This window comes from Bradyrhizobium sp. BR14999, from assembly GCF_056106085.1.
Genome location: NZ_CM148536.1, coordinates 5889953 through 5916395, shown reverse-complemented (window position 1 = coordinate 5916395; position 26443 = coordinate 5889953). Strand labels below are relative to the sequence as shown.

27 protein-coding genes are annotated in these 26443 nt (G+C 65.0%); 12 read left to right on the top strand and 15 right to left on the bottom strand.

Translation table 11 applies throughout. From position 1 onward, the window contains the following. Window position 1: 1 nt before the first annotated feature. The 3 genes from ACR9YP_RS27755 to ACR9YP_RS27745 all read left to right on the top strand — a co-directional run bounded on the left by ACR9YP_RS27755 (window position 2) and on the right by ACR9YP_RS27745 (window position 2848). The gene (locus tag ACR9YP_RS27755; protein ID WP_438108901.1) at window positions 2–970 is read left to right on the top strand and encodes a branched-chain amino acid ABC transporter permease; all 969 of its coding nucleotides are present in this window, start codon (window positions 2–4) and stop codon (window positions 968–970) included. A gap of 156 nt (window positions 971–1126) precedes the next feature. Continuing rightward, window positions 1127–1771, top strand: coding sequence for a DUF47 domain-containing protein (locus tag ACR9YP_RS27750; protein ID WP_091894987.1), 645 nt, complete (start codon window positions 1127–1129; stop codon window positions 1769–1771). A 72-nt stretch (window positions 1772–1843) separates the two neighbouring features. Continuing rightward, window positions 1844–2848 carry an inorganic phosphate transporter gene (locus ACR9YP_RS27745; protein ID WP_370986882.1) on the top strand — a complete coding sequence of 335 codons (1005 nt, stop codon included), beginning with the start codon at window positions 1844–1846 and terminating at the stop codon, window positions 2846–2848. On the opposite strand, the gene sugE is transcribed toward ACR9YP_RS27745, so the two are convergent. Beyond that, window positions 2841–3155: a quaternary ammonium compound efflux SMR transporter SugE gene (gene sugE / locus ACR9YP_RS27740; RefSeq protein ID WP_091894991.1), complete on the bottom strand. Its 315-nt coding sequence runs from the start codon at window positions 3153–3155 to the stop codon at window positions 2841–2843. The two genes, ACR9YP_RS27745 and sugE, sit on opposite strands and share 8 nt — an antisense overlap. 157 nt (window positions 3156–3312) lie before the next feature. Between sugE and ACR9YP_RS27735 the strand changes: the two genes are divergently transcribed. From ACR9YP_RS27735 to ACR9YP_RS27700, 8 genes are all read left to right on the top strand, one after another. Continuing rightward, complete coding sequence (locus ACR9YP_RS27735) at window positions 3313–4935, top strand: peptide chain release factor 3 (protein ID WP_474217620.1); 1623 nt, start codon at window positions 3313–3315, stop codon at window positions 4933–4935. A 322-nt stretch (window positions 4936–5257) separates the two neighbouring features. Continuing rightward, window positions 5258–5836, top strand: coding sequence for a hypothetical protein (locus ACR9YP_RS27730; RefSeq protein WP_438108897.1), 579 nt, complete (start codon window positions 5258–5260; stop codon window positions 5834–5836). 69 nt (window positions 5837–5905) lie between these two features. Continuing rightward, window positions 5906–6490, top strand: coding sequence for an NnrU family protein (locus ACR9YP_RS27725; protein ID WP_438108895.1), 585 nt, complete (start codon window positions 5906–5908; stop codon window positions 6488–6490). A 72-nt stretch (window positions 6491–6562) separates the two neighbouring features. After that, window positions 6563–8155 carry a class I adenylate-forming enzyme family protein gene (locus ACR9YP_RS27720; protein WP_474217619.1) on the top strand — a complete coding sequence of 531 codons (1593 nt, stop codon included), beginning with the start codon at window positions 6563–6565 and terminating at the stop codon, window positions 8153–8155. A 164-nt stretch (window positions 8156–8319) separates the two neighbouring features. Next, window positions 8320–8973 (top strand): tetratricopeptide repeat protein, encoded by a 654-nt coding sequence (locus ACR9YP_RS27715; protein ID WP_474217618.1) that lies wholly within the window; start codon window positions 8320–8322, stop codon window positions 8971–8973. A 31-nt stretch (window positions 8974–9004) separates the two neighbouring features. Further along, window positions 9005–9553 (top strand): hypothetical protein, encoded by a 549-nt coding sequence (locus ACR9YP_RS27710; protein ID WP_438108891.1) that lies wholly within the window; start codon window positions 9005–9007, stop codon window positions 9551–9553. 50 nt (window positions 9554–9603) lie between these two features. Further along, entirely contained in the window at window positions 9604–10986 is a 1383-nt protein-coding gene (gene der / locus ACR9YP_RS27705) for a ribosome biogenesis GTPase Der (protein WP_438108889.1), read from the top strand. Then, window positions 10983–12239 carry a TCR/Tet family MFS transporter gene (locus ACR9YP_RS27700; protein WP_438108887.1) on the top strand — a complete coding sequence of 419 codons (1257 nt, stop codon included), beginning with the start codon at window positions 10983–10985 and terminating at the stop codon, window positions 12237–12239. The genes der and ACR9YP_RS27700 overlap by 4 nt, the downstream gene beginning before the upstream one ends. Before the next feature lie 96 nt (window positions 12240–12335). On the opposite strand, the gene ACR9YP_RS27695 is transcribed toward ACR9YP_RS27700, so the two are convergent. The 14 genes from ACR9YP_RS27695 to ACR9YP_RS27630 all read right to left on the bottom strand — a co-directional run bounded on the left by ACR9YP_RS27695 (window position 12336) and on the right by ACR9YP_RS27630 (window position 25454). Further along, window positions 12336–13562 carry an ABC transporter substrate-binding protein gene (locus ACR9YP_RS27695; protein WP_474217617.1) on the bottom strand — a complete coding sequence of 409 codons (1227 nt, stop codon included), beginning with the start codon at window positions 13560–13562 and terminating at the stop codon, window positions 12336–12338. 287 nt (window positions 13563–13849) lie between these two features. Beyond that, entirely contained in the window at window positions 13850–14590 is a 741-nt protein-coding gene (locus ACR9YP_RS27690; protein ID WP_438108886.1) for an SDR family NAD(P)-dependent oxidoreductase, read from the bottom strand. Window positions 14591–14775: 185 nt separating this feature from the next. After that, complete coding sequence (gene purF / locus ACR9YP_RS27685) at window positions 14776–16299, bottom strand: amidophosphoribosyltransferase (RefSeq protein WP_474217616.1); 1524 nt, start codon at window positions 16297–16299, stop codon at window positions 14776–14778. Window positions 16300–16326: 27 nt separating this feature from the next. Beyond that, window positions 16327–16956, bottom strand: a complete 630-nt coding sequence (locus ACR9YP_RS27680; protein WP_091895012.1) for a CvpA family protein — start codon at window positions 16954–16956, stop codon at window positions 16327–16329. 167 nt (window positions 16957–17123) lie between these two features. After that, window positions 17124–18569 carry a DNA repair protein RadA gene (gene radA / locus ACR9YP_RS27675; protein ID WP_474217615.1) on the bottom strand — a complete coding sequence of 482 codons (1446 nt, stop codon included), beginning with the start codon at window positions 18567–18569 and terminating at the stop codon, window positions 17124–17126. A gap of 18 nt (window positions 18570–18587) precedes the next feature. Further along, window positions 18588–19316, bottom strand: coding sequence for a sulfite exporter TauE/SafE family protein (locus ACR9YP_RS27670; protein ID WP_474217614.1), 729 nt, complete (start codon window positions 19314–19316; stop codon window positions 18588–18590). Between the two features lie 57 nt (window positions 19317–19373). Then, a complete protein-coding gene (locus ACR9YP_RS27665; protein ID WP_474217613.1) occupies window positions 19374–20291 on the bottom strand; it encodes a ribokinase in 918 nt (305 codons plus the stop codon). A gap of 10 nt (window positions 20292–20301) precedes the next feature. Next, the gene (gene rpiB / locus ACR9YP_RS27660; protein WP_474217612.1) at window positions 20302–20748 is read right to left on the bottom strand and encodes a ribose 5-phosphate isomerase B; all 447 of its coding nucleotides are present in this window, start codon (window positions 20746–20748) and stop codon (window positions 20302–20304) included. A 68-nt stretch (window positions 20749–20816) separates the two neighbouring features. After that, window positions 20817–21611: a transporter substrate-binding domain-containing protein gene (locus ACR9YP_RS27655; RefSeq protein WP_474217611.1), complete on the bottom strand. Its 795-nt coding sequence runs from the start codon at window positions 21609–21611 to the stop codon at window positions 20817–20819. Between the two features lie 19 nt (window positions 21612–21630). Next, a complete protein-coding gene (locus ACR9YP_RS27650) occupies window positions 21631–22389 on the bottom strand; it encodes an amino acid ABC transporter ATP-binding protein (RefSeq protein ID WP_438108884.1) in 759 nt (252 codons plus the stop codon). Between the two features lies 1 nt (window position 22390). Beyond that, window positions 22391–23059: an amino acid ABC transporter permease gene (locus ACR9YP_RS27645; protein ID WP_370985449.1), complete on the bottom strand. Its 669-nt coding sequence runs from the start codon at window positions 23057–23059 to the stop codon at window positions 22391–22393. Between the two features lie 7 nt (window positions 23060–23066). Continuing rightward, the gene (locus tag ACR9YP_RS27640; RefSeq protein WP_128942530.1) at window positions 23067–23750 is read right to left on the bottom strand and encodes an amino acid ABC transporter permease; all 684 of its coding nucleotides are present in this window, start codon (window positions 23748–23750) and stop codon (window positions 23067–23069) included. A 10-nt stretch (window positions 23751–23760) separates the two neighbouring features. Further along, on the bottom strand, window positions 23761–24660 hold the full coding sequence (locus tag ACR9YP_RS27635; RefSeq protein WP_474217610.1) for an NAD(P)-dependent oxidoreductase: 900 nt from the start codon (window positions 24658–24660) through the stop codon (window positions 23761–23763). Window positions 24661–24713: 53 nt separating this feature from the next. Next, a complete protein-coding gene (locus tag ACR9YP_RS27630) occupies window positions 24714–25454 on the bottom strand; it encodes a FadR/GntR family transcriptional regulator (protein ID WP_370985446.1) in 741 nt (246 codons plus the stop codon). Between the two features lie 527 nt (window positions 25455–25981). Here ACR9YP_RS27630 and ACR9YP_RS27625 point away from each other — a divergent pair. Beyond that, the gene (locus ACR9YP_RS27625; protein ID WP_438108882.1) at window positions 25982–26350 is read left to right on the top strand and encodes a GFA family protein; all 369 of its coding nucleotides are present in this window, start codon (window positions 25982–25984) and stop codon (window positions 26348–26350) included. Window positions 26351–26443 lie beyond the last annotated feature (93 nt).

Below are 26443 nucleotides of genomic sequence, written 5' to 3'. Positions count from 1 at the left end.
CATGACGACCCTGACGGACGACACGCTGCCGACAACCCCTCGCGCCATGCGCGACGAGATGATCGTGTTCGTGGTGATGGCCCTGCTGTTGGCGGCGGTGCCGTTCACGGGAGTCTATCCGTTCTTCGTGATGCAGGCGCTGTGCTTTGCGCTGCTCGCCTGCGCCTTCAATCTGCTGGTCGGCTATGGCGGGCTGCTGTCGTTCGGCCACGCCATGTTCCTGGGAACCGCGGGCTATTGTAGTGCGCATGCGCTGAAGGTGTGGGCGCTGCCGCCCGAGCTCGGCATTCTCGTCGGCATCGCCGCGGCGTTCGTGCTGTCGATCATCACGGGCTACATCTCGATCCGCCGCCAGGGCATCTATTTCTCGATGATCACCCTGGCGCTGTCGCAGCTCCTCTACTTCATCTACCTCCAGGCGCCGTTCACCCACGGCGAGGACGGCATCCAGGGCATCCCGCAAGGTCACATGTTCGGCGTGTTCGATCTGTCCAAGCCGACGGTGCTTTATTACGTCGTGCTGATCGGCTTCCTCGCCGGCTTCCTCTTGATCTTCCGCATCATCAACTCGCCATTCGGCGAGGTCCTGAAGTCGATCCGTGAGAACGAGCAGCGGGCGATCTCGCTCGGCTACCGCACCGACCAGTACAAGTTCCTGGCCTTCATCCTGTCGGGCACGCTGGCCGGCTTTGCCGGGGCGCTGAAAGTATTCGTGGCGCAGAACGCCTCGCTCACCGACGTGCACTGGTCGATGTCGGGCGAAGTCGTGCTGATGACGCTGGTCGGCGGTCTCGGAACCATTTTCGGTCCCGTGATCGGCGCCTTCGTGATCATCGCCATGCAGCAATATCTGGCGGGCTTCGGCCAGTGGGTGACGGTGATCCAGGGTGGGATCTTCGTGATCTGCGTGCTCACCTTCCGCCGCGGCGTCATCGGTGAAATCGCGCATTACTTCCGGCGATCGCTCTAAGTAGCTGATTTTAAATCGATTTACCAGTCGCTTGAAAGCGGTGGATGACCCGGCTCCGCGGGCGCGAGATGACACGCGCGTGGATCGAAAATGGTCTATGACAGTTTCATGACGGCCCTCCCGGGCCGGGCCATTTCCAACCGGTAGCCTGTCCCCATGATGCGATGGTTTCGTGCTTTCCTGCCCAAGGAAGAACGGTTCTTCGACCTGTTCGACCGTCATGCCCAGACTGTGATCCAGGGCTCGATCGCGCTCCAGGGCATGCTCAACGGGGGCGAGGAGACGCCGGTCTATTGCCAGCGCGTCAATCAGTTCGAGAACGACGCCGACAACATCACCCGCGAGGTGCTGACGGCAGTGCGCCGTACCTTCATCACCCCGTTCGACCGCGGTGACATCAAGAACCTGATCACCTCGATGGATGACGCCATCGACCAGATGCAGCAGACGGCGAAGGCCGTGATGCTGTTCGAGGTCCGCGCCTTCGAGCCGCCGATGCGCGAGATCGGCGGGCTTCTGATCGAATGCGCCAATCTGGTGGGACGCGCGCTGCCGCTGATGCAGTCGATCGGCCCGAACGTCGCCATGCTGAGCGCGATCACGGAAGAGCTGGGCAAGCTGGAGGGCCGTGTCGACGATCTCCACGACATCGGGCTGAAGGAGCTGTTCCTCAAGCATCGCAACGGCAACGCGATGGACTTCATCGTCGGTGTCGAGATCTACGACCATCTCGAAAAGGTTGCCGACCGCTTTGATGACGTCGCCAACGAGATCAACAGCATCGTCATCGAGCAAGTGTAGCGCATGATGCGGAAAAGTGTGCAGCGGTTTTCCGCTCAAATCATGCGTAAGCTTTAAGGCAGGGGCCGCGCCGTGGATGCTGCGTTGGGTTTTCCCGTCCTGGTCGGCTTGATCGCCGTCGCGCTGCTGTTCGATTTCCTGAACGGCCTGCATGACGCCGCCAATTCGATCGCGACCATCGTCTCGACCCGCGTGCTGCGGCCCCAATTCGCGGTGTTCTGGGCCGCATTCTTCAATTTCGTCGCCTTCATGGTGTTCGGGCTGCACGTCGCCCAGACCATCGGCACCGGCATCATCGATCCCTCGATCGTCGACGCCCAGGTGATCTTCGCGGCCCTGGTCGGGGCCATCGTCTGGAACATCGTGACCTGGGCGCTCGGCATCCCGTCCTCGTCGTCGCATGCGCTGATCGGCGGCCTCGTCGGTGGCGGCATGGCCAAGGCGGGCATTTCGGCGGCGGTGTGGAGCGGGTTGTCCAAGACGGTGCTGGCGATCGTGCTGTCGCCGCTGGTCGGCTTCCTGCTCGCGATGATGCTGGTGGCGATCGTGTCCTGGGCCTCAGTGCGCTCGACACCGTTCGCGGTCGACCGCGCCTTCCGCATCCTGCAATTCGCCTCCGCCTCGCTCTATTCGCTCGGCCATGGCGGCAATGATGCCCAGAAGACCATGGGCATCATCGCGGTGCTGCTCTATTCGCAGGGCCATCTCGGCAGCGAATTCTCCGTACCGTTCTGGGTGGTGCTGTCCTGCCAGGCCGCGATGGCGCTGGGCACGCTGATGGGTGGTTGGCGCATCGTCCGCACCATGGGCCTGCGCATCACCAAATTGACCCCGATGCAGGGCTTTTGCGCCGAGACCGGCGGCGCTGCGACCCTGTTCATGGCGACCTTCCTCGGCGTTCCCGTCTCGACCACCCACACCATCACCGGCGCGATCGTCGGCGTCGGCGCGGCGCGCCGTGTCTCGGCGGTGCGCTGGAATGTCGCGAGCTCGATCGTCTATGCCTGGGTGATCACGATCCCGGCCGCGGCAATCGTGGCCGCGCTGAGCTGGTGGGCGGTCCAGATCGTCAAGTAACGAGCTTCAATCCGATAATTCCGGCGATGATCAAGGCGATGCTGGCGAGCCGGAAAGCTGTCGCGGGCTCACCGAACAGGATGATGCCCAGCGTCGCGGTGCCGACCGCGCCGATTCCGGTCCAGACTGCGTAGGCGGTTCCGACGGGCAGTGATTTGAGAGCAACCCCGAGCAGGATGATGCTGCCGGCCATGGCCGCGAGCGTGACGACCGACGGAACAAACTTGCTAAAGCCCTCGGTATATTTCAGGCCGATCGCCCAGGTGATCTCGAGAAGACCGGCGACGAACAAGATGCTCCAGGCCATGACGACCCTCCGTGCAAGGCAGGGCCGTCCCCGCAGGCAATGACCTATGAAAGGGAGAGCCGTCCCTCCCAAAGGCCGATATGGGGCTGGCCGGAGGGCTCCGCAATCACCAAATGAGGCTTGATCAGGCCCATTTTCCCTGCCAAACGCTCCCGCCATGTCCGACATCGCCACCACCGCAGCCGAATCGCCGGCCCGTTCTCCGCTTGCCGCTGAAGTGTCGCGGCGGCGGACCTTTGCGATCATCTCCCACCCCGACGCCGGCAAGACCACGCTGACCGAGAAGCTGCTGCTGTTCGGCGGCGCCATTAACCTCGCCGGCCAGGTCAAGGCCAAGGGCGAGCGGCGCAACACGCGCTCGGACTGGATGAAGATCGAGCGCGAGCGCGGCATCTCGGTCGTGACCTCGGTGATGACCTTCGAGTTCGAAGGCCTCGTCTTCAACCTGCTGGACACGCCGGGCCACGAGGACTTTTCGGAAGACACCTATCGCACGCTGACGGCGGTCGATTCCGCCGTGATGGTGATCGACGCCGCCAAGGGCATCGAGGCGCGCACCCGGAAGCTGTTCGAGGTGTGTCGTCTTCGGGATATCCCGATCATCACCTTCATCAACAAGATGGACCGCGAGAGCCGCGACGTCTTCGAGCTGCTCGACGAGATCGAGAAGACGCTGGCGCTCGACACCACGCCGATGACCTGGCCGGTCGGCCGCGGCCGCGACTTCCTCGGAACCTATGACGTTGTCAATGGCGGCGTGCGCCTGCTCGAAGGCGGCGGCGCCAAGACCGGCGCAGCGCAGCAGATCGAGATCGAAGAACTCGCCAAGCTCAATGCGAACCTCGACGCGTCGGCGGTGAAGGACGAGCTCGAGCTCGTCACCGAAGCGTCAAAACCGTTCGAGCTCGAAGCATTCCGCGAGGGTCATTTGACGCCGGTGTATTTCGGCAGCGCGCTGCGCAATTTCGGCGTCGGCGACTTGCTGGAAGGCCTCGGCAAGTTCGCGCCCGAGCCGCGCGCGCAGGACAGCGACCAGCGCAAGGTCGAGGCCACCGATCCGCGCATGAGCGCCTTCGTGTTCAAGATCCAGGCCAACATGGATCCCAACCATCGCGACCGCATTGCGTTTGCGCGGCTCTGTTCGGGCAAGCTCAGCCGCGGCATGAAGGCGAAGCTGGTGCGCACCGGCAAGAGCATGCCGCTGTCGAGTCCGCAATTCTTCTTCGCGCAGGATCGTTCGGTCGCTGATGAGGCCTTTGCCGGCGACGTGGTCGGCATTCCCAATCACGGCACGCTGCGCATCGGCGACACGCTGACCGAGGGCGAGGATTTCAACTTCGTCGGCGTGCCGAGCTTTGCGCCGGAAATCGTCCGCCGCGTCCGTCTCACCGACGCGATGAAAGCGAAGAAGCTGAAGGAAGCGCTCCAGCAGATGTCGGAGGAGGGCGTGGTCCAGGTGTTCCGTCCGCGCGACGGCGCGCCCGCGCTGGTCGGCGTCGTCGGCGCGCTCCAGCTCGACGTGCTGAAGGCCCGGCTCGAGGCCGAATATTCGCTGCCGGTCGAGTTCGAGGTGAGCGAGTTCCAGCTCGCGCGCTGGGTCTCCTCGGAGGATCGCAAGAAGCTCGACACCTTCATCGCCGCCAACACCTCGAGCATCGCCGACGATGTCGACGGCGATCCCGTGTATCTGGCGCGAAACGAGTTCTATCTCGGCTACACCAGGGAACGCGCCGAGGGCATCGAGTTCACCAACGTCAAGGACGTCAAGAAGAAGGGGTAGGATGGCCGCGCGCCCGGCTGCCGCAGCCACACCCTCCGCTACGCAGCCACACCCTCCACTGTCATGCCCCGGCTTGACCGGGGCATCCAGTACGCCGCGGCCTCTCGATTTAATCACATCCGTCTCGGAGTACTGGGTCGCCCGGTCCCGGCTCCGCCAAGGCTTCGCCGGGCTTTCGGTGTTGGGCCGGCGTAGCTTTAGCGAAGACGGCAAGCCGGGCGACGACACCGCGTTCGAACGCGCGCATGTGAACACAAGGTAGGCTTGAAGCCGCTCCAAGATCTCCCAACATGATTGCGGTCGCTCATCGCGGTGCTTCTCAATGCTGCGCGCAATCTTGGTTCTGTTGCTGACCTTCTTGGCCGTGGGCGCCGCCGACGCGCGGCCCCGCCAGATCAACCCGATCCCGTTTTCGCACGAGCCGTGCAGCGTGCTGGACGGCCGGCCATGCACGCCATCCTATTGCAGCCCGCTCGAGCCCGGCCCCTGCATTCCCGAGATCGATTACCCCTACGGCCAGAACCTCCAGCTCACGATCGAGAGCGTGCCGTCCGAGCCGGACCGCGCCAAATACCGGAAGCCTGATCACGATCTCGACACGATCGGCGATCTCTTTGCCGAGCTGCGCAGCTGCTGGTCGCCGCCCTCGGACAATGCGCGCGCCGGCATGCAGATGTCGGTGCGCTTCAGCTTCAACAAGGCCGGTGGCCTGATCGGCCCGCCGCGCCTCACATACGCGACCGCGGGCGTGCCGGCCGGCACCCGCACGACCTATCTCAATGCCATCAACGCATCGCTGCAGGCATGTCTGCCGCTGAAATTCACTGGCGGACTCGGCGGCGCGTTGGCCGGACGGCCAATCGCGATCCGGTACGTCGACAATCGGCAGATCGGTAAGTAGCGCATAAGTTGCGAACGGCGGCCAATCGATGGTACCTCAGAGGCGGGGGCTGCTTTAGGGGAGGATGTCGTGGGTCTTGTGGTCATGATCCTGGGGCTGGTGCTGTTTTTTGCCGCCCATATTTTCACGACGAAACGAAAGGCACGCGCAGAGGCGATCGCACGACTAGGTGAGGGGACCTACAAGATCCTCTATTCGCTGGTTTCGCTCGCGGGGCTCGTGCTGATCATCTGGGGCTTTGCCCATTACCGCAGTTCCGGCTGGATCGACGTCTGGTATCCGCCGAAGGCGCTGAAGCACATCACGCTCGCCTTGATGCTGCCCGCCGTCATCCTGGTGGTCGCCTCGTACCTGCGCGGCCGCATCTATGCGACGCTGAAGCATCCGATGCTGGCCGGCATCAAGCTGTGGGCGGCGGCGCATCTGCTCGCCAATGGCGACCTCGGCTCCATCATCCTGTTCGGCTCGTTCCTGGGTTGGGCGGTGTATGATCGCATTACGCTGAAGCATCGCACCGACAGCGGTGGCCCGCCGATCCCGGTGGGCGGCGTCACCAACGATCTGATTGCGATCGCTGTCGGCGTCGTCGCCTACCTGGCGCTGGCGTTTGCGTTCCACCCCGTCGTGATCGGTGTTCCCGTGATCGGCGTCTAGCCGGTCAGCACAAGACGACACCCGGTGTCCATGCGCGGAAGATAACAAGAGCAACAAGCCGAGGACCCTTCGATGGACTGGTCGCAATCTCAGATCCCGCCGATGCGGTTCGAGGCGCGCTTTGGCGATCGAGTGGTGCCGGCATTTTGCGATCGGCCGTCGAGCCTATGGGCAATGATTGCGGAAGCCTGCGCGCGCAATGGCGATGGTGAGGCGCTGATTTGCGGCGGCGTCCGCCTCAGCTGGCGAGAAGCCATCGAGCAGGCCGCGCGGATTGCGACCGGTCTTCGCAAGCTCGGCCTGCAACGCGGCGACCGCATCGCCATCCTGCTTGGCAATCGCATCGAGTTTCCGCTGCTGCTGTTCGCCGCCGCACATGAGGGGCTGGTCACAGTGCTGCTCAGCACGCGCCAGCAGAAGCCGGAGATCGCCTATGTGCTCACGGATTGCGGCGCCAAGATCCTGATCCATGAGGCCGCGCTCGCCGAGCGACTGCCCGATCCGGGCGATGTGCCCGCTGTGATCCACCGCATCGCCATCGACGACGATCCGGCCCGGTCGCGCTTCTCCGCTCTCGCCGACAACACGCCGGCGCCTGCGCCGGTCGAGGTCAATGAGGAGGACACCGCGATGATCCTCTACACCTCGGGCACGACGGGCAAGCCGAAGGGCGCAATGCTGGCCCATTGCAACATCATCCATTCTTCGATGGTGTTCGTGTCCTGCCTGCAATTGACGGAGAGAGACCGCTCGATCGCCGCGGTGCCGCTCGGCCATGTCACCGGCATCGTCGCCAACATCACGACCATGATCCGCTGCGCCGGTGCGCTGATCATCATGCCGGAGTTCAAGGCGGCCGATTATCTCAAGCTCGCCGCGCGCGAGCGCGTCACCTACACCGTGATGGTGCCGGCGATGTACAATCTCTGCCTGCTGCAGCCCGATTTCGACGGCTACGATCTGTCGAGCTGGCGCATCGGCGGCTTTGGCGGCGCGCCGATGCCGGTCGCGACCATCGAGAAGCTCAAGGCGAAGATCCCCGGCCTGAAGCTGATGAACTGCTATGGCGCGACCGAGACAACGTCGCCCTCGACCATCATGCCGGGCGAGCTGACGGAGAGCCATATCGACAGCGTCGGCCTGCCGTGCCCGGGCGCGCGCATCGTCGCGATGGGAACGGATGGGCGCGAGCTGCCGCATGGCGAGATCGGCGAGCTCTGGATCCAAGGCGCTTCCGTGATCAAGGGCTATTGGAACAACCCGAAGGCCACGGCCGAGAGCTTCACTGGCGGCTTCTGGCACTCCGGCGACCTCGGCTCGGTCGACGCCAAGGGATTTGTCCGGGTGTTCGACCGGCAGAAGGACATGATCAATCGCGGCGGGCTGAAGATCTATTCGGCCGAGGTCGAATCCGTGCTGGCCGGCCATCCCGCCGTGATCGAGAGCGCGATCATTGCCAAGGCCTGCCCGGTCCTGGGCGAGCGCGTCTACGCCGTGGTGGTGACGCGCAGCCCGGTCGCCAGCGAGGCCCTGCGGGCCTGGTGCGCGGAGCGGCTGTCCGACTACAAGGTCCCCGAAACCATGGCGATCACCGCCGAGCCATTGCCGCGGAACGCCAATGGCAAGGTGCTGAAGCGGCAGTTGCGGGAGCTGCTCGGAAGCTGAGCCGGGCAGGCGGCTCCGGGCTCTCCCGGGTGGTTAACGCCTTGATCGGGCTCGCTTTGCCTTGCCACCGCCATATCGTTAGGGTACCTCGCCGCCACGAGGGACGGGATTCCTGACGCGAACGCTTTGGCGCGCGCACCCGGACGGGCATGGGATTAGCTTAAGTGTCTGAATTATTTGACGAAGTCGACGAGGAAGTACGTCGCGAACAGCTCAAGAAGCTGTGGGACAAGTATTCGATCTACTTCATCGCCCTGATGGTGCTGATCGTGGCCGCCGTCGGCGGCTGGCGCGGCTACCAATATCTCGAGTCCAAGAAGGCCGCCGAGGCCGGCGCGGCCTTCGAGAAGGCCGTCGAGCTGTCCGAGCAGGACAAGCACGCGGACGCCGAGAAGGCCTTCACCGAGCTCGCCGCCAAGGCCCCGTCCGGCTATCGCACCCTGGCGCGGTTGCGCGCTGCGGGCGAGGCCGCCAGCCGCGATCCCAAGGCCGCCGCGAAGATGTACGACGACATTGCCGCCGATCGCAGCGTGGGTGGCGAGTGGCAGGATCTGGCCAAGATCCGGGCCGCCGGCTTGCTGCTCGACAGCGCCAGCTATGCCGACATGCAGCAGCGGCTGGAAGCCTCCGCCGCGCCGAAATCGACGTTCCGCCACAGCGCCCGCGAGATGCTGGCGCTGTCGGCATGGCGCAACAACGACATGACCGCGGCCCGCAAATGGCTCGACGCGATTACCGAAGACGGTGAAACGCCGCCCAGCCTGCGCTCGCGCGCCGAGGCGCTGCAGGCTCTGCTGCCGCCCGTCGCCAAAAGCTGACGACGGCCCTCTGACGCAAACGAGACACAAGATGCGCCGCACGCCACGTTTGATCGCAGCCACCGTCCTGATCGCCTTCACGGGCCTGTTGGGCGGCTGCTCCAGCGGCGGATTCGATCCGAGCGACATGCTCGACTTCCTCGACACCAAGAAGAAGCTGCCGGGTGACCGCAAGCCGGTGTTCCCGGAGGGCGTGCCGGGCCTCGAGCAGGGCGTGCCGAAGGAGATGTACAAGGGCGCGCAGCAGCAGCCGGACCCGAACGCACCTGCCGTCGCGGCTCTGCCTGCAGAGCCACCGCCCGAGCCGGCCAAGCCTGCGAAGGGGGCCAAGGCGACGAAGTCCCGACAGCCAGCCGCCACGGCGGCCGCGCCCGCAGCCGGCGAGGTCGATGGCGAGGCCCAGCCGGAGGCTGCGCCACCCACGGCCGCTCCGCCGCCCAAGCACAAGATTGTCCGCAAGCGCACCACCGCGCCGCCGCCGGATCAGCCTGTCCAGCAGGCGCAACCGACCCAGACCACGCAGCAGCAATCGCAAGGCGCTTTCCCGGCGCCGCTGCCGAGCGGCAGCTTCTCGCGCTGATATTCTTCATTGCATTGACAGGCGCAGCCCCGGCAGCGCACGAATGACCGATGTCCTTCACGATCGCCATCATCGGCCGGCCCAATGTCGGCAAATCGACGCTGTTCAACCGCCTGGTCGGACAGAAGCTCGCGCTCGTCGATGACCTGCCGGGTGTCACCCGCGACCGCCGCGAGGGTGAGGCCAAGCTCGGCGACCTCCAGTTCATCATCATCGACACCGCCGGCCTCGACGAGGGTGCCAAGGGCTCGCTGACCGCGCGCATGCAGGAGCAGACCGAGACCGCGATTGCGCAGGCCGACGCGCTGTTCTTCGTCATCGATGCCCGCATCGGCCTCACGCCCACCGATCGCGCCTTCGCCGATTTCGCCCGCAAGGCCAACAAGCCGGTGCTGCTGGTCGCCAACAAGAGCGAAGGCAAGCATGGCGATGCCGGTGCGATGGAGGCCTTTGCGCTCGGCCTCGGCGATCCCATCCAGATCTCGGCCGAGCATGGCGAGGGCATGGGCGAGCTTTACGATGCGCTCAGCCAGCTGATGCCGGAGCCCGTCGACGAGGACGAGGCTGAGGACGACGCGCCGCTCTCGGAGGAAGAGGCGGCGACGCGCCCGATCCGGGTCGCCATCGTCGGTCGGCCCAATGCCGGCAAGTCGACGTTGATCAACCACCTGCTCGGCGAGGAGCGCCTGCTGACGAGCCCGGAAGCCGGCACCACGCGGGATTCCATCGCGGTCGAGATCAATTGGAAGGGCCGCGATTTCCGGGTGTTCGACACCGCAGGTCTGCGCCGGCGCTCCCGCATCGAGGAGAAGCTGGAAAAGCTCTCGGTCGCCGACGCGCTGCGTGCGGTGCGCTTTGCCGAAGTCGTCGTGCTGATGATGGATACGCAGAACCGCTTCGAGGAGCAGGATCTGCGCATCGCCGATCTGATCGAGCGTGAGGGCCGGGCTGTCGTGCTCGCCGTCAATAAATGGGACCTGATGGAGACCAAGGGCGGTGGCGCGATCTCGAGCCTGCGCCGCGATGCCGACCATTGGCTGCCACAGCTCAAGGGCGTGCCAATCGTCGCCGTCTCCGGCCTGATGGGCGAGGGCATCGACCGCCTGATGCAGGCGATCCAGGATGCCTACGCGATCTGGAACCGGCGCGTGCCGACGTCGGCGCTCAATCGCTGGTTCGAGCAGGCGATCCAGGCCAATCCGCCGCCCGCGGTGTCCGGCCGCAGGCTGAAGCTGAACTACATCACCCAGAACAAGGCGCGCCCGCCGAGCTTCGTGCTGTTCTGCTCGCGTGCCGATGCGGTGCCGCAGTCCTATCTGCGCTACCTGACCAATTCCATGCGCGAGACTTTCGAGCTGCCGGGTACGCCGGTGCGCATCACCTTGCGCGAAAAGGCCAATCCCTTCGCGCACAAGCGCAAGCGGCCGTCGTGAGCGACGGGGCCGGCGAGGCGATGGCGCAAGGCGCGGCGCCGGTCCGGCGCGGCGCGGTCGCCTTCATCTTCGTCACCATCCTGCTCGACATGCTCGCGCTCGGCGTGATCATGCCGATCCTGCCGAAGCTGATCGAGAGCTTCGTCGATAACGACACCGCGCACGCGGCCCGCATCTTCGGCCTGTTCGGCACCGCCTGGGCGCTGATGCAGTTCGTGTTCTCGCCGCTGCTCGGCGCGCTGTCGGATCGTTTCGGGCGCAGGCCGGTGGTGCTGCTGTCGAATTTCGGGCTCGCGGCTGACTACGTGCTGATGGCGCTGGCGCCGTCGCTGGTGTGGCTGTTCATCGGCCGCGTGATCTCCGGCATCACCTCGGCGAGCATCTCGACCGCGTTCGCCTATATCTCGGATGTCACGCCGCCGGAACGGCGTGCGGCAATCTTCGGCAGGATTGGTGCGGCCTTCGGTGCCGGCTTCATCCTGGGCCCGGCGCTGGGCGGCCTGCTCGGCGACATCGATCCGCGCCTGCCGTTCTGGGCCTCGGCCGCCCTAAGCTTGGCCAATGCGCTCTATGGGCTCTTCGTCCTGCCGGAATCGCTTTCGCCCGACAAGCGCGCGCCGTTCCGCTGGAGAAGTGCCAATCCGATCGGCGCGCTGCGCCTGCTGCGGTCCAATGAGGTGCTGGCCGCCTTGTCGGTGGTCAATTTCATCGCGCAGGTCGCGCATGTCGTGCTGCCATCGACCTTCGTGCTCTATGCGACCTATCGCTACGGTTGGGATTCCAAGACCGTGGGCCTGACCCTCGCCATGGTCGGCATCTGCGCCATGGTGGTGCAAGGGCTCGCCATCGGCCCGATCGTGCGCGCGCTCGGCGAGCGGAACGCGCTGCTGCTGGGCTTGTGCTGTGGCGCGATCGGCTTCGTGGTCTTGGGCGCTGCGCCGACCGGTCCGCTATCCTGGCTCGGCATTCCCATTTTGTCGCTATGGGGCATCTCCGGTGCCGCCTCGCAATCGCTGATGACGCGGCTGGTCGCACCCGATCAGCAGGGCCAGTTGCAGGGCGCGACCGCAAGCGTGCAGAGCGTGTCGCAGCTCGTCGGCCCGTTCCTGTTCACGCTGACCTTTTCCTATTTCATCGGCGCCAGCGCCCCGCTGCATCTGCCCGGCGCGCCGTTCCTGCTTGCGGCGGTGCTGATGGTGGTGTGCGTGGCGATCGCGATGCGGTCGCTGGCGGCGGCGAAGATGGTCTCGTAGGGTGGGCAAAGCGGAGCGTGCCCACCGCATCTCAATGTCGCGGAGAGATGGTGGGCACGGCGCTTAGGCGCCTTTGCCCACCCTACGGGATCTCGCTTACTTCTTCACCAGCGGGCAATCGCTGTCCTTGAGCGGCTTGGCCGCGTCTTCCGGTGCGATGGTGGCGACCAGCTTGTAATAGTCCCACGGTCCCTTCGACTCTTCCGGCTTCTTCACCTCGAACAGATAGGCCGGGATGAGGCGGCGGCCATCGGCGCGCAGTGGGCCCTTGCCGAACAGCGGGTCGTCGGTCGGCAGCTCCTTCATCTTGGCAACGACCTTGGCGCCGTCATGTGGATTGCCGCCGAGCGCGTCCATCGCCTTCAGGTAATGCAGGATCTCGGCATAGAGGCCCGCGACCGTCATCGAGGGCATCGATCCCTTCGGCGAGACCTTCTGGAAGCGCTTCGACCATTCGCGCGTCTTGTCGTTGAGATCCCAATAGAAGGACTCGGTGAAGGTCAGGCCCTGCGCGGTCTTCAGGCCGAGCGAGTGCACGTCGTTGATGAACAGCAGCAGCGCCGCGAGCTTCTGGCCGCCGGAGACGATGCCGAACTCGGCGGCCTGCTTGATCGCGTTCGTGGTGTCACCGCCGGCATTGGCAAGGCCGATGATCTTGGCCTTGGAGGACTGCGCCTGGAGCAGGAACGAGGAGAAGTCGGCCGTGTTGAGCGGGTGCTTGACGCCACCGAGCACCTTGCCGCCGGTGGCCGTGACCACGGCGCTGGTATCGCGCTCCAGCGCGTGGCCGAAGGCATAGTCCGCGGTCAGGAAGAACCAGCTGTCGCCGCCCGCCTTGGTCAGCGCCTTGCCGGTGCCGTTGGCGAGCATGTAGGTGTCGTAGGTGAAGGAGACGGTGTTGGGCGTGCAGGCCTTGCCGGTGAGATCGGCGGTGGCAGCGCCCGAATTGAGCAGCACCGAGTTCTTTTCCCTGACGAGGTTGCTCACTGCGAGTGCCACGCCTGAGCTCGGAGTATCCGCGATGGCGTCGACCTTGTCGGCGTCGATCCATTGCCGGGCAATGTTGACGCCGATGTCGGGCTTGTTCTGGTGGTCACCGGAGAGGACCTCGATGGTCCAGCCCTTGGCCTTCAATCCGGAATCCTCGACTGCCATCTTCACCGCGGCGACCGAGTTCGGGCCGCCGATGTCGGCATAGAGGCTCGACATGTCGTTGAGCACGCCGATCTTGACGGTCTTGTCCTGCGCGTAGGCGGATGTGGCAAAACCGAAAGCGGCACAGGCCAGAAGGGCCGCGGAGCGGCGTGCGAATGTCGTGGTCATAAAAGGTTTCCTCCATTGTCAAATATGCGGACGGCTCTCTTGCGGAGCCTTGCTTCCGGCTGATGGCTCTAGCCTGTCCCACGGCCGGCGGCAATGCGCCTAAAGCCGGATGACGATGCGTCGTAGCGTCATCCATCGGTTAACTTTTGGGAAAAATGCGTTGAGACGCTATTTGAGCGCGTCCGATGTCAGCTTGAATTTCTGGATGCGCTTTCGATCTTGCCGATCCGGGCCACGAACTTGCCGTTTTGCGTGAACGTCAAGATTGCGTTGTCGGTCCGAGTCAATCAAGCCGGCGCGCGGAAGCTCATCAGGCTGCGCGTCTTGTAATCGTAGAACTTGCCGGTCTCGGTCCATTCGGGCGCGCACATCGGCACGATGAATTCGGCGACCTGCTCGGGCGTGTCGAGCGTCGCTGGATCCTCGCCCGGCATCAGGGTGGCGCGCATCCGGGTGCGGATCGGGCCGGGATTGAACAGATTGACGCGCAGCTTCGTGTTCGCGGTCTCCTGCGCCCAGGCGCGGGCCAGCGTTTCCAGCGCGGCCTTGGACGCCGCGTAGGGGCTGACATAGGCGGTGGCCTTGTTGGCGGCACCCGAAGTGATGAACACGGCACGGCCGGCATCGGACTGCTTCAGCAGTGGCTCCATGCAGCGGATCAGCTGGAAGTTCGCGGAGACGTTCAAGGCCATCACGTCGTTGAAGGCCTTCAGCTCGATATGGCCGATCGGCGAGGACGGGCCGAGCACGCCCGCATTGCCGATGAGAATGTCGAGCTTGCCGTAGCGCTCGTGCAGGCCGGCGCCCAGCCGCGCGATGCCGTCGGAATCGGTGAGGTTGAGCGGCACCAGGGTGGCGCTGCCGCCGTCTTTCCGGATCTCGTCGTCGAGCTCTTCCAGCCCGCCCTGCGTGCGCGCCACCGCAACGATATGCGCGCCGGCCTTGGCCAGCGCGCGTGCCGTGGCATAGCCGATGCCGCGCGAGGCGCCGGTGACGAGAGCGATGCGGTTGGCCAGGGGTTTTGTCATTAAAGCAGCTCTATCCAGCGTCGTCGCGGCCTAGTGCGCAATTGCGCACGGGAGCCGGGACCCATACGCCGTGACGGCGATGATTGGATGAAGATGGCCACGGCCATCCTCTTCGAACAACGCAGATCCGTGGTTATGGGTCCTGGCTCCCATGCGCAACTGCGCACCAGGCCAGGACGACAGGATCAGCTCGCCTCCGCCAGCAGCGACAATTGCCGCGGCTGCGGCTCGGTCTGGCTCTGGTCGGTGAGGTGGGTCGGATAGGCCCCGGTGAAGCAGTGATCCGAGAATTTCGGATTGGCGGGATCGCGGCCGGGCTCGCCCATGGCGCGGTACATGCCGTCGATCGACAGGAACGCGAGCGAGTTGGCGCCGATGATCTCGCGCATCTCCTCCAGCGAATGCGTCGCGGCGAGCAGGCCGCCGCGGTCGGGCAGGTCGATGCCGTAATAGTCGGGATAGAGGATCGGGGGCGAGGCGAGGCGGAAGTGCACTTCGGTTGCACCCGCATCGCGCATCATGCGCACGATCTTCTTCGAGGTGGTGCCGCGCACCAGCGAGTCGTCGATCAGGATGATGCGCTTGCCTTCGATCGCGGCGCGGTTGGCCGAGTGCTTCATGCGCACGCCGGATTCGCGGATCGCCTGCGTCGGCTGGATGAAGGTGCGGCCGACATAGTGGTTGCGGATGATGCCGAGCTCGAACGGCACGCCGGAGAACTGGCTGTAGCCGACCGCGGCGGGCACGCCGGAGTCCGGCACCGGCACCACGACGTCGACCGGCACGTGGCTCTCGCGCGCGAGCTGCGCGCCGAAATTCTTGCGCACCTCGTAGACCGAGCGGCCGTGGACGACGGAATCCGGACGGGAGAAGTAGATGTATTCGAAGATGCAGGGGCGCGGCGCCATCGGCGGGAACGGCTTGTGGATGTCCTGGCCGTTCTCGTCGAACACGATGACTTCGCCCGGCTCGATGTCGCGCACGAAGCGCGCGCCGATGATGTCGAGGGCGCAGGTCTCCGAGGTCAGGATCGGGCAGCCGTCGAGCTCGCCGAGCACGAGCGGACGGATGCCGCGCGGATCGCGCGCGCCGACCAGCTTCTTGTTGGTCAGCGAGACCAGCGCATAGGCGCCCTCGATCTCACGCAGCGCGTCGACATAGCGCTCGATGAAGCGGCTGCGCTTGGAGCGCGCGACCAGGTGCAGGATCACCTCGGTGTCGGTGGTCGACTGCATCATTGCACCGCTCTTCACCAGCTCGCGGCGCAACGTCAGGCCATTGGTGAGGTTGCCGTTATGGGCGACCGCGAGGCCGCCGGCATTCAGCTCGGCGAACAGCGGCTGCACGTTGCGCAGGATGGTGGCGCCAGTGGTGGAGTAGCGGACATGGCCGACCGCCATGTTGCCGGGCAGGCGGTCGATCACCTCGTGGCGGGAGAAGGTGTCGCCGACGAGGCCGAGGCGGCGTTCTGAGTGAAAGCGGTTGCCGTCGTAGGAGACGATGCCGGCGGCTTCCTGGCCGCGGTGCTGAAGGGCGTGGAGACCGAGCGCGGTGATGGCGGCGGCATCTGGATGGCCATAGATGCCGAAGACGCCGCATTCCTCGCGGAGCGTATCCCCCTCCAGATCGTCCTGGACCTCCAGAGCGGCCGGGCCCAAACCGGCCGTTGGATCGAGATCAAGCTGGGCGTCCTGGTCAGGGTGTCGCATCTCGTCCGCGCCTTTCTCTAGGGCCAATCAACGCGCTGCAGGTTTCTCGATCAGCTTTTTCAGGCTGTCACGAGCGGGTTTACTGTATCCGTCGCCACTGCCCGAAGGCTGCTGCTCGGATTCAGCTTGATCATCATCTGGTTTGTTTTTCTTGAATCTCTTCAAGATGGTGTTCTCGGGGTCGTCGGGCAAGAGGGCCATCAGCCAATCCCCGGTTCCCTGGAGCACCACGCGGGATTTCGCCCCGGTGACCCAGTCTGGACGCTGCTTGTCCGGAACCAGCCAGGTGAAGAACAGGAAGGCGACCACGACGATCAAAAGCCCGCGAGCAAGGCCAAACAGGAAGCCGAGGGTGCGGTCCAGCGCGCCGATGCGCGAATCCAGGATCATGTCGGAGATCCGCACCGTGATCACGGAGACCACGATCAGGGTGCCCACGAACACGCCGGCGACCACGACCACGCTCGCGACCGTGTCGTTGTTGAAATAGGCCTTGGCGGTCGGCAGCAGCTTCGAGAAGGAATACAGCGTCACGATCGCGGCTGCGCCCCAGGCGGCGATCGACAGGATTTCGCGCATGAAGCCGCGGACCATCGCGAGCAGGCCCGAGATCAGCATCACACCGAGCAGGATCAGGTCGAGGAGTGTAACTGGCATCGGCTGGTCTGGTCCGCTCGTACTCTCAAAGGTGCTCAGCGAATCGGTGTTTGGCCGCTGCCCTAAAAGAGGGGCAGACGGCGTTCCCGGCAAGGCCGCAACCACGCAATCCCGTGCTGCTTTTGTGACGGCTGTATAGCGGCGGGGGCCTCCGACGTCACCTCCGGCTAACCATCTCCGCGGCGGAATCTTGCTGGTGTGGCATTTTTCTCTGCCGGCCCGTTCGATTCGCCCCGGCGCGAGCCGCGGGCGGCGATTTCGGCGACCAGTGTCGTCAGGCTGTTGACCGCGTTCAGCGACAGTCCGGCGTCTCCACCGGTCTCGCCGCGGGCCGATTCGGGCAGCACGGCGCGCTGGAAGCCGAGTTTTGCCGCTTCCTTCAGCCGGGCCGGGGTCTGCGCCACCGGGCGGACCACGCCGGAGAGCGAGATCTCGCCGAAATAGACGGCATCGGTCGGTAACTGCGCATTAACCAGGGATGATACCAGCGCCGCGGCCGCGGCGAGATCCGCCGCCGGCTCGTTGATGCGCAGGCCGCCCGCGACGTTCAGATAGACGTCGTGCCCGGACAGCTTGACCCCGCAATGGGCTTCCAGCACCGCCAGCACCATCGAGAGCCGGCTCGGGTCCCAGCCGACCACGGCCCGGCGCGGGGTGCCGAGCGAGGTCGGGGCCACCAGCGCCTGCAATTCGACCAGGACAGGCCTTGTGCCCTCGATCCCCGCGAAGACGGCGGTGCCGGGCGTGCCGAGATCGCGCTCGGACAGGAACAGCTCGGAGGGGTTGGTGACCTCGCGCAGGCCGAGGCCCGTCATCTCGAACACGCCGATCTCGTCGGTCGGCCCGAACCGGTTCTTCACGGCGCGCAGGATGCGGAATTGCTGCGAGCCTTCGCCCTCGAACGACATCACGGCATCGACCATGTGCTCGACCACGCGGGGGCCGGCGATCTGGCCGTCCTTGGTGACGTGGCCGACCAGGATGATGGCGGCGCCGGTCTTCTTGGCGAAACGGATCAGCGCCTGTGCCGAGGCGCGGACCTGGGTCACGGTGCCGGGCGCGGATTCCACCGTATCGGTCCACATGGTCTGGATCGAGTCGATCACGATCAGCCGCGGCACCGCGCCCTCCGACAGCGTCGAGACGATGTCCTCGACCGAGGTCTCGGCGGCGAGCTGCACCGGCGCATCCGACAGGCCGAGCCGCTCGGCGCGCAGGCGCACCTGCGCGACCGCCTCTTCGCCGGAGATGTAGACGACGCGGTGACCGGCGCGCGCCAGCAGGCTGGTCGCCTGCGTCAGCAGCGTCGATTTGCCGATGCCGGGATCGCCGCCGACCAGCAGCACCGAGCCGCGGACAAAACCGCCGCCGGTGACGCGGTCGAACTCGGTCATCCCTGACGAGAGGCGCGGCGCATCCGGGCTTTTCCCGGCGAGGCTCTCCAGCGCAAAGGTGCGCCCCTTGCGCTTGGAGCGGATCGACACCGGCACGCTGCCGCTGGTGTCCTCCTCGGCCAGCGTGTTCCACTCGCCGCACGACTCGCACTTGCCCTGCCAGCGGTTATAGGCCGCGCCGCAGTTCTGGCAGACGAAGGAAAGACTGGATTTGGCCATGGGGATAGCGAGTCGTGCTCAAGGAGATTGCGTCGCGTTCCATAGCATGGAGAGCCCGGCCGCGACCATGATCGCGTCCATCAGCAGGCGAAACATCTCCGGCTTCAGGTGCAGCACGAAGCGCTTCGCGATGAAAGCGCCCGACATCAGCGAGCCGCCCGCGATCAGGCCCTTGACGAAGACCTCGCCGGTCAGCGCGCCGAAGCGCTCGAACGTCACGGATTTCGCGAAATAGAGCCCGAGCGAGGAGGCCGCTTCAGTGGCGAGGAATGCGCCCTTGCTGAGCCCGTAGAACAGGAACAGCGGCACGCTGAGCGGGCCGGTCGAAACCACGATGCCGGTGAGATAGCCGATGATTGCGCCGCTGATGGCGAGGTGCCAGAGATTGGCCTTGAGGTCGTGCCGCGCTAGCCAATGCCGCACCGGCACCATCGCGATCAGGAAGATGCCGATGGTGAGATCGACGGCATGCGAGGGCAGCGCCAGCAGCGTCCGCGCGCCGAGCGCTGCGGCCGGAATGCCCGTCACCGAATAGGCTGCGCAAGCCCGCCAGTCGACCTCGCGCCACCACGCCAGGATGCGCGAAAAGTTCGCCATCACGGAGGCCACCGCCATGATCGGCACGGCTTCCTTCGGCCCATAGGCATAGACCAGCACCGGCATCAGCATGATCGACGAGCCCGTGCCGACGATGCCGGAAATGGTGCCGGCGACGAGGCCGACGCTGAGGACGAAGAGAAAGGCCAAGACGATCTCCGCGAATCGGGAGAGTTTAGCCGTGGTCAGCGATGCGGGCGATCCGTTCTAAGCGAGGGAACCCAATGCGCTGCGCATCGGCATGCCGGTCTGTGCGCCGGCCTTGAGGCACTTCAACGCGGCCGCTTCGCAGCTCACCTCGAGCGCGCGTTGCAGCGGCACGCCCTCGCTGACCATCGCTGCGAACGTGCCGACGAAGGTGTCGCCGGCGCCGGTCGTGTCGACCGGGGTGATGCGCGGCGTGGCGGCGTGCAGCGGGGCGCCGTCGGTGGTTATTGCCAGCGCGCCCTGCGCACCTGCGGTCACGATGCAGGTGAGGTTGCCGGCCTTGGCGAGGTGCATAGCAGCCGTTTCGTAGCTGGCCGCCGCAAGGCCGATGGCCGCTGCGGCATCCATTGCCTCGTGTTCGTTGACGAGCAGATAGTCGGTCACAGCGAGAAGCTCTGTCACCATCTCACCGGTCATCTTCTCCGGGACCGGTGCGAGATTCCAGATCACGGTGCCGGGAGCCGATTTGGTTTTGCGCGCAGCCTCCAGCGCTTGTGCAAAGGGCACCTCCATTTGAAGCACCAGCACCGTGTCGCAATTAAACAGTTCGGCAGGAATATCACTGGCACTCGCAGTGATATTGGCGCCGCTTGCCACCGTGATCGCGTTCTCGCCGGCCTGATCGACCGTGATGAACGCACAGCCGGTCGGTTCATGGGCCCTGGAGATGAGATCGGCGTCGACGCCATTGGCCCTGAGATTCTCGATCGCGCTGTCGCCAAACCCATCCCGGCCGACGCGGCCCGCCATGCGCACGCGTCCCGGTCCGGCGATCCGCGCGGCGGCGACGGCCTGATTGGCTCCCTTGCCGCCGAAATGGGTCCGGTAGGACGGCGCCAGCACAGTCCGGCCAGGACCCGGAATGACGGGCACCTCCGCGACGAGATCGATGTTGAGCGATCCGAACACCAGGATCATGGACAGCCCGTCAGCCTTGCTCGTCCATGACGCGCAGCTTGTCGACGCGGCGGCGAAAATCCTCGTCGGTGGAGAATTCGGCGGAGAGATAGGACGAGACCAGATCCACGGCGAGCCAGGCGCCGACGATTTGCGCGCCGATGCACATGACGTTGACGTCGTCATGCTCGACGCTCTGATGGGCGGAATGGACGTCGTGGCAGACCGCGGCGCGGATGCCCTTCATCTTGTTGGCCGCGATCGAGGCGCCGACGCCAGTGCCGCACACCATGATGCCGCGCGCGGCTTCGCCCGACGTCACCTTCTGCGCCACCGCGCGCGCGATGTCGGGGAAGTCCACCGGCTTGTCGTCATGGGAGCCGACGTCGATGATGTCGTGGCCGAGCTTGCGGATGTGATCGATGACGGTCTGCTTGAGCGGCCAGCCGGCGTGGTCGGATCCGATGACGAGACGCATGTAATGTCCTTCTTGATCTTGCATTGACCGTGACAGCCGCGTGCGGCTGTCACGGTTTCCGTTTTGGTTCAGCTGCGCATCTCGGGCGGCAGCTCGACCCCGTGGAACTTCTTGTAGATCGCGTTGAGCTTGCCGTTCTTGACGTTCTCGGTGATCCAGGCGTTGAGCTTGTCCATCAGGCGCTGCTCGCCCTTCTTCAGGCCGATGGCGAGATCGAAGGTCGCCAGCGGAATCCTGGATTCGAACACGCGCGAGGGATTCTTCACCCCGATCTGGTTGATGATCGTCGCGGACGAGGCGACGCAGTCGACCTGGCCGGAGACGGCCGCCGTCACCATGGTGGCATCGTCGTCGTAACGGGCGATCTTGAGGTCCTTGTCCTTCATGTTGGACAGGGTGGTGTCCTGGGTGGTGCCGCGTGAGACGCCAATCGACTTGTCCTTCACGTCGGGCCAGTCCTTGACGGTCGATGACTTCAGGCAGCCGACATCGGATTGCAGCGTCGCGTAGCGCTTGGTGAAGTCGATCACCTTGGCGCGGTCCGGCGTCACCGACAGGGTCGAGATGATGATGTCGGCCTTGCCGGTCAGGACGTTGGGGATACGGGTCGCGCCGGTGGTCTGGATGAACTCCAGCTCGAGCCCCCAATCCTTGGCGAGCAGCTGGGCCACTTCGACGTCGGAGCCGGTCGGCTTCATGCTGGAATCCATCATCCCCGAGGGCGGGATGGCGAGGTCCGTCGAGATGCGGATTTTCTTCGCCTTCGTGATGTCGTCCAGCAAATCGGCCGATGCCGGCGTCGCGGATATCATGACGAGGCAGCACAGCGCGGCGGCCGTGCCCAGCAAGGTCTTGTTGGTCATCCCTAGTTCTCCTCTCCTGTTATGATTTCAGGTTTCCAGTGCCCACGAATTGCGTGAGTTCGGGCGTCGTCGGCGATGTCAGGATCGAGGCGGGGCCGGTCTCGTGGACCTTGCCGCGATGCATGAACACGATCCGGTCAGCGATGCCCTTGGCAAAGCCCATCTCGTGGGTGACCATCACCATGGTCATGCCGTCAGCCGCCAGCTGCTCGATCACCTTCAGCACTTCGGCGGTGAGTTCGGGATCGAGCGCGGAGGTGACCTCGTCGAACAGCATGACCTTGGGCTGCATGGCGAGGGAGCGGGCGATCGCGGCGCGCTGCTGCTGTCCGCCCGAGAGCTGCTCGGGATAGGCGTGCAGCTTCTCCTCGAGCCCGACCTGCGCGAGCACTTTTCGCGCGAGCTCCTTGGCGTGCGAACTTGGCATGCCCTTCACCGCGCACGGCGCGAGCGTGATGTTCTGCTCGATCGTGAGGTGCGGAAACAGATTGTAGCTCTGGAACACGATGCCGACGTCCTGGCGCAGCGCGCGTAGATCGATATCGGGCCGGTCGACGCGATGCCCGCAGACGACGATCTCGCCGCCGTCGACCTTCTCGAAGCGATCGATGCAGCGCAGTGCCGTGCTCTTGCCGGAGCCGGAGCGGCCGATCAGCGCCAGCACCTCGCCGCGCGCGACGGCAAAGGAGACGCCATCGAGCACCCGGAGCGGACCAAAGCTCTTCTGCACGTCGCGGAGCGACACGATCGGTTCGGAGGAGAGGGCGTTCTGATGCATGTCAGGCTGTCGCGAGGTTGGACCTGCCACGCCCCATCCGCCGTTCCAGCCTCTGGCTGAACAGCGACAGGGGATAGCACATGGCGAAGTAGGTGACGGCGATGATGGCGTAGATGGCGAACGGCTCGAACAGCGAGTTGTTGACGATCTGGCCCGAGCGCATCAGCTCGACGAAACCGACGACGGAGGCGAGCGAGGTATTCTTGATGATCTGCACCATGAAGCCGACGGTCGGCGGCGTCGCGATACGGATCGCCTGCGGCAGGATCACTTTCATCATGCGCTGGGTCCGGCTCAGCGCCAGGCCCTCGGCGGCCTCCCATTGCGGCTTCGGTACGGACTGGATGCAGCCGCGCCAGATCTCGCCGAGATAGGCGGCGACGTAGAGCGTGAGAGAAGCGCCGGCGGCGGCGAGCGGCGAGACCTTGAGGCCGATGGCGGCGAGGCCGAAATAGCCGAGGAACAGGATGACGAGCAGCGGCGTGCCCTGGACAAGCTGAACGTAGATGGTGCTGGCGATCCGCACCGATTTGAGCGGCGATATGCGCGCCAGCGCAATGACGAAGCCGACGATGCCGCCGCCGATCAGCGCGATCATGGACAGCCCGATTGTCCACAGCGCGCCCTGGCCGAGGAACATCAGATGATTGATGTTGAGATGTCCGCCCATGGTCATCTCACAACGGCGTGCCGAGCCGGCGCCGGCGCGGAAACAGCACGAGGCCGAGGCCCCAGAAGCCCGCGCGCATCACCAGCGAGAGGATGACGTAGAGCACGGCGACGATGATGTAGGTCTCGAACGCGCGATACGTGTCCGACTGGATGTAATTCGCGACCGCGGTGAGCTCCTCGGCCGAGATCTGCGAACAGACCGAGGAGGCCAGCATCAGCAGCACGAACTGGCTGGTCAGCGCCGGATAGACCTTTTCGATCGCCGGCAGCAGGATGATGTGCCAGTAGATCTGCAGGCGCGACAGCGCCAGCCCCTCGGCGGCCTCGATCTGTCCGCGCGGGATCGCCTCGAAGCCGGCGCGCATGATCTCGGCGGTATAGGCGCCGACATTGATCGTCAGCGCGGCCACGGCCACGGTGAAGGCGGAGTATTTCAGGCCAAGGCTGGCGAGGCCGAAATAGACCAGGAAGATCTGCACCAGCAGCGGCGTATTCCGGATGGTTTCGACATAGACCTTGCAGGCGCCCGCGATCAGCGCGTTGTGCGTGCCGCGTCCGACCGCCGCGAGGGTGCCGAGCAGGGCGCCGAGCACGGTCGCGAAGAATGCCAACTCCAACGTGAGCGCGGCGCCGGCCAGGAAGCTCGGCCAACGCTCCAGCACTGCGGGAAAGTCGAGTTGGAGGCTCATCGTCGTCGGTTCAGCCGGTGACCTGGTTGGTCATGCGGTCATAGACGCGGAACAGCGCCTGGTTGCCGTTGCTGCCTTCGCCATGGGCGCGCGCATCGACGTACTGGCTGGTGACGAGCGCGGTGCCGGGCAGCGGCACGCTCAGCGCCTGCGCGTGCTCCTGCACCAGGCGGAGGTCCTTCAGCATCAGATCGATGCGAAAGCCGGCGCCGTCGTCGCCTGCGATCATGGAGGGACCGAGCTTGTCCAGCATCCAGGACGCCGCAGAGCCTCCGAGCAGCACCCGGCGTAGCAGGTTGAGGTCGACCCCTGAGGCCCGCCCAAGCGCGAGCGCCTCGCAGATCGCCTGGATGTTGATGCCGCAGATCAGCTGATTGCAGAGCTTGACGGTCTGGCCGGCGCCGGACGCGCCGACATGCGTGATGGTCGTGCCCATCGCGCGGAAGAACGGCTCGGCCTGAGCGAAGGCGGCCGGATCGCCGCCGGCCATGATCGAGAGCGCAGCGTTCTTGGCACCCACGGGCCCACCCGAGACCGGCGCGTCGATGAAGCTGACACCGGCCCTTTGCAGGTCGGCATGGATGCGGCGGACGGCAACCGGCGAGATCGTGCTCATGTCGACGATCAGCTTGCCGGGAGGAGGGGATTTCAGCAGGCCGTGCTCGCCGTAAATGGTCGCCTCGACATGGGGGGTGTCGGGCAGCATGGTGATGACGATATCGGCGCCTTGCGCGGCATCGGCAGGGCCCTTGGCGCGGGTCGCGCCTTCCTTGACGCTGTCCGCCAGCGCGGCTTCGTTCAAATCGAAGACGCGGACCGCGTGGCCGGCCACCAGGAGGTTGCGCACCATCTCCCGTCCCATCGTGCCGATGCCGATGAAGCCGACATTGCCCTTGTCGTTCCGTCCCATATTGTCAGTCCGTTTCTTGATTGATTGCTTCTTGGTTGGCTCGCCGTCCGTGATCAGCCCGAGGCGCTGGTCTTGTCGATGTCGCCGACGACGGCGCGCCGCCGGTATTCGTCGCCGATGGCAAAATGCTTGCGCAGCGTCGCATCCGCGCGCTCCGGGTCACGTGCAATGACCGCTTCGAAGATGCGCCGGTGATCGTCGATCAGATAGGTCTTCATCGACGGGAAGGCCTGCACCAGCTCGCGGCGGCTGCGATGCGAATGCGTCAACAGGCCCGCCATCGAACTGTGCAAAACCGTCAGCGTCTCCGAATGCGAGGCCACGACGATGGCGCGATGGAATTCGAAGTCGGCCATGCCGCCGGCATCGGCTTCGTCGATCGTTTCTCCGATTTTTGCCAGCGCGCGCTGCAGGCGTTCGAAATCGGCGATGTTGGCACGTTCGCAGGCGAGCCTGATCGCCTGGCATTCGATCGCGACGCGGGCCTGCATGACATCGTCGAGCATGTCCGCCTGTTGGGCGAGCGCGAAGGTGAAGAAGTCATTCAGCACGGAGACGTCTGGCCGCGTCACCACGGTGCCGATGCGGTCGCGGATCTCGACGATGCCGAGCACGGTGAGGGCGCGCAGCGCCTCGCGGACGATCGGCCGGCTGACACCGAGCAAGGTCGCCAGCTCGCGCTCGGAGATCAGGCGGTCGCCGGGCTTGAGCGAGCCCGCAAGCAGGCGTTCGCGCAAGAAGGCGAACACCTTCTCGAACCCCTTTTCGCCCTCGGTGGCCCGCTTGAGTTCCATCCCAGTCCTCTTGGTCTGATCTTGGTCAGACCAGTATGATAACCAAGGCGCGGAGGTCAAGAGGCCTTAACTAATCGAGGGTGGAAATCGGCGACCGGCTTTGAGGCGGCGGGCTTCGGAGCCAACATTCATGCCCCGCTGGTGGGCCGCGATCAGGGCTCTGTTCCGCGGGCCCGACAATTACATCCGATTTTGGCGTACCGCGCCGACGCGGTGTTGAACCGATACGTTGATTTGGCGGTGACAAGGAGGTTCGCTGGCGAAGTACGGCGGCTGAAACGCGATAGGGACCGCGCGAGCGCATGTTGGCAGCGTCGGGAGAATTCTTCGATGATGACATTCTGCCAGTGTTTTGCCCGACGAGTCAAATGGGATTTCGGATTTTGCGTAAGCCATTGAGCGCACAGGGGTCGGCTACTGTGCATGGGGTTGTTTTTCAGGTTTTTGTTTTAGGCGTCCCGCTGCTGACAGCATGTTGGCAGCAGGGACCGGCTACGACCACCTCCTGACAAAACGGAGCGAGGATCATGCCGATCGAGGCAAGCTGTCATTGCGGTGAGACGGTGTTCGAGGTGACGGAGGCGCCTTCGAGCGTGACGCGCTGCACCTGCACGCTATGTGCCAAGCGCGGCGCGCTGTGGGCCTATTACACGCCGGCGCAGTTCCGCCGGCTGTCGCCGGCGGAGAACGTTGCGACCTATCTCTGGGGCAGCCGCACCGTCAAACATCATTTCTGCGCGAGCTGCGGCTGCGGCACCTATTCGGAGTCGCCGGACTGGTCGACCGGCAAACCCGATTTCGACAATCCCAAGGTCGCTGTGAATGCGCGCCTGTTCGACGATTTCGATCTGGAGGCCGTGCCGGTGACCGTGATCGACGGCAGGAATTTGTGGTGAGCCCACAGTTTCGTAGGGTGGGCAAAGCGTTAGCGTGCCCACCATTTCGACCTCGGTGAGGATAGAGATGGTGGGCACGGCGCTATGCGCCTT

Coding starts and splice junctions, on each gene's coding strand:
- ACR9YP_RS27755 (WP_438108901.1), top strand. CDS start 2: ATGACGACCCTGACGGACGACACGCTGCCGACAACCCCTCGCGCCATG.
- ACR9YP_RS27750 (WP_091894987.1), top strand. CDS start 1,127: ATGATGCGATGGTTTCGTGCTTTCCTGCCCAAGGAAGAACGGTTCTTC.
- sugE (WP_091894991.1), bottom strand. CDS start 3,155: ATGGCCTGGAGCATCTTGTTCGTCGCCGGTCTTCTCGAGATCACCTGG.
- ACR9YP_RS27735 (WP_474217620.1), top strand. CDS start 3,313: ATGTCCGACATCGCCACCACCGCAGCCGAATCGCCGGCCCGTTCTCCG.
- ACR9YP_RS27730 (WP_438108897.1), top strand. CDS start 5,258: ATGCTGCGCGCAATCTTGGTTCTGTTGCTGACCTTCTTGGCCGTGGGC.
- ACR9YP_RS27720 (WP_474217619.1), top strand. CDS start 6,563: ATGGACTGGTCGCAATCTCAGATCCCGCCGATGCGGTTCGAGGCGCGC.
- ACR9YP_RS27710 (WP_438108891.1), top strand. CDS start 9,005: ATGCGCCGCACGCCACGTTTGATCGCAGCCACCGTCCTGATCGCCTTC.
- der (WP_438108889.1), top strand. CDS start 9,604: ATGTCCTTCACGATCGCCATCATCGGCCGGCCCAATGTCGGCAAATCG.
- ACR9YP_RS27695 (WP_474217617.1), bottom strand. CDS start 13,562: ATGACCACGACATTCGCACGCCGCTCCGCGGCCCTTCTGGCCTGTGCC.
- ACR9YP_RS27690 (WP_438108886.1), bottom strand. CDS start 14,590: ATGACAAAACCCCTGGCCAACCGCATCGCTCTCGTCACCGGCGCCTCG.
- purF (WP_474217616.1), bottom strand. CDS start 16,299: ATGCGACACCCTGACCAGGACGCCCAGCTTGATCTCGATCCAACGGCC.
- ACR9YP_RS27680 (WP_091895012.1), bottom strand. CDS start 16,956: ATGCCAGTTACACTCCTCGACCTGATCCTGCTCGGTGTGATGCTGATC.
- radA (WP_474217615.1), bottom strand. CDS start 18,569: ATGGCCAAATCCAGTCTTTCCTTCGTCTGCCAGAACTGCGGCGCGGCC.
- ACR9YP_RS27665 (WP_474217613.1), bottom strand. CDS start 20,291: ATGATCCTGGTGTTCGGATCGCTCAACATCGATCTCGTCGCGGAGGTG.
- rpiB (WP_474217612.1), bottom strand. CDS start 20,748: ATGCGTCTCGTCATCGGATCCGACCACGCCGGCTGGCCGCTCAAGCAG.
- ACR9YP_RS27655 (WP_474217611.1), bottom strand. CDS start 21,611: ATGACCAACAAGACCTTGCTGGGCACGGCCGCCGCGCTGTGCTGCCTC.
- ACR9YP_RS27650 (WP_438108884.1), bottom strand. CDS start 22,389: ATGCATCAGAACGCCCTCTCCTCCGAACCGATCGTGTCGCTCCGCGAC.
- ACR9YP_RS27645 (WP_370985449.1), bottom strand. CDS start 23,059: ATGGGCGGACATCTCAACATCAATCATCTGATGTTCCTCGGCCAGGGC.
- ACR9YP_RS27640 (WP_128942530.1), bottom strand. CDS start 23,750: ATGAGCCTCCAACTCGACTTTCCCGCAGTGCTGGAGCGTTGGCCGAGC.
- ACR9YP_RS27635 (WP_474217610.1), bottom strand. CDS start 24,660: ATGGGACGGAACGACAAGGGCAATGTCGGCTTCATCGGCATCGGCACG.
- ACR9YP_RS27630 (WP_370985446.1), bottom strand. CDS start 25,454: ATGGAACTCAAGCGGGCCACCGAGGGCGAAAAGGGGTTCGAGAAGGTG.
- ACR9YP_RS27625 (WP_438108882.1), top strand. CDS start 25,982: ATGCCGATCGAGGCAAGCTGTCATTGCGGTGAGACGGTGTTCGAGGTG.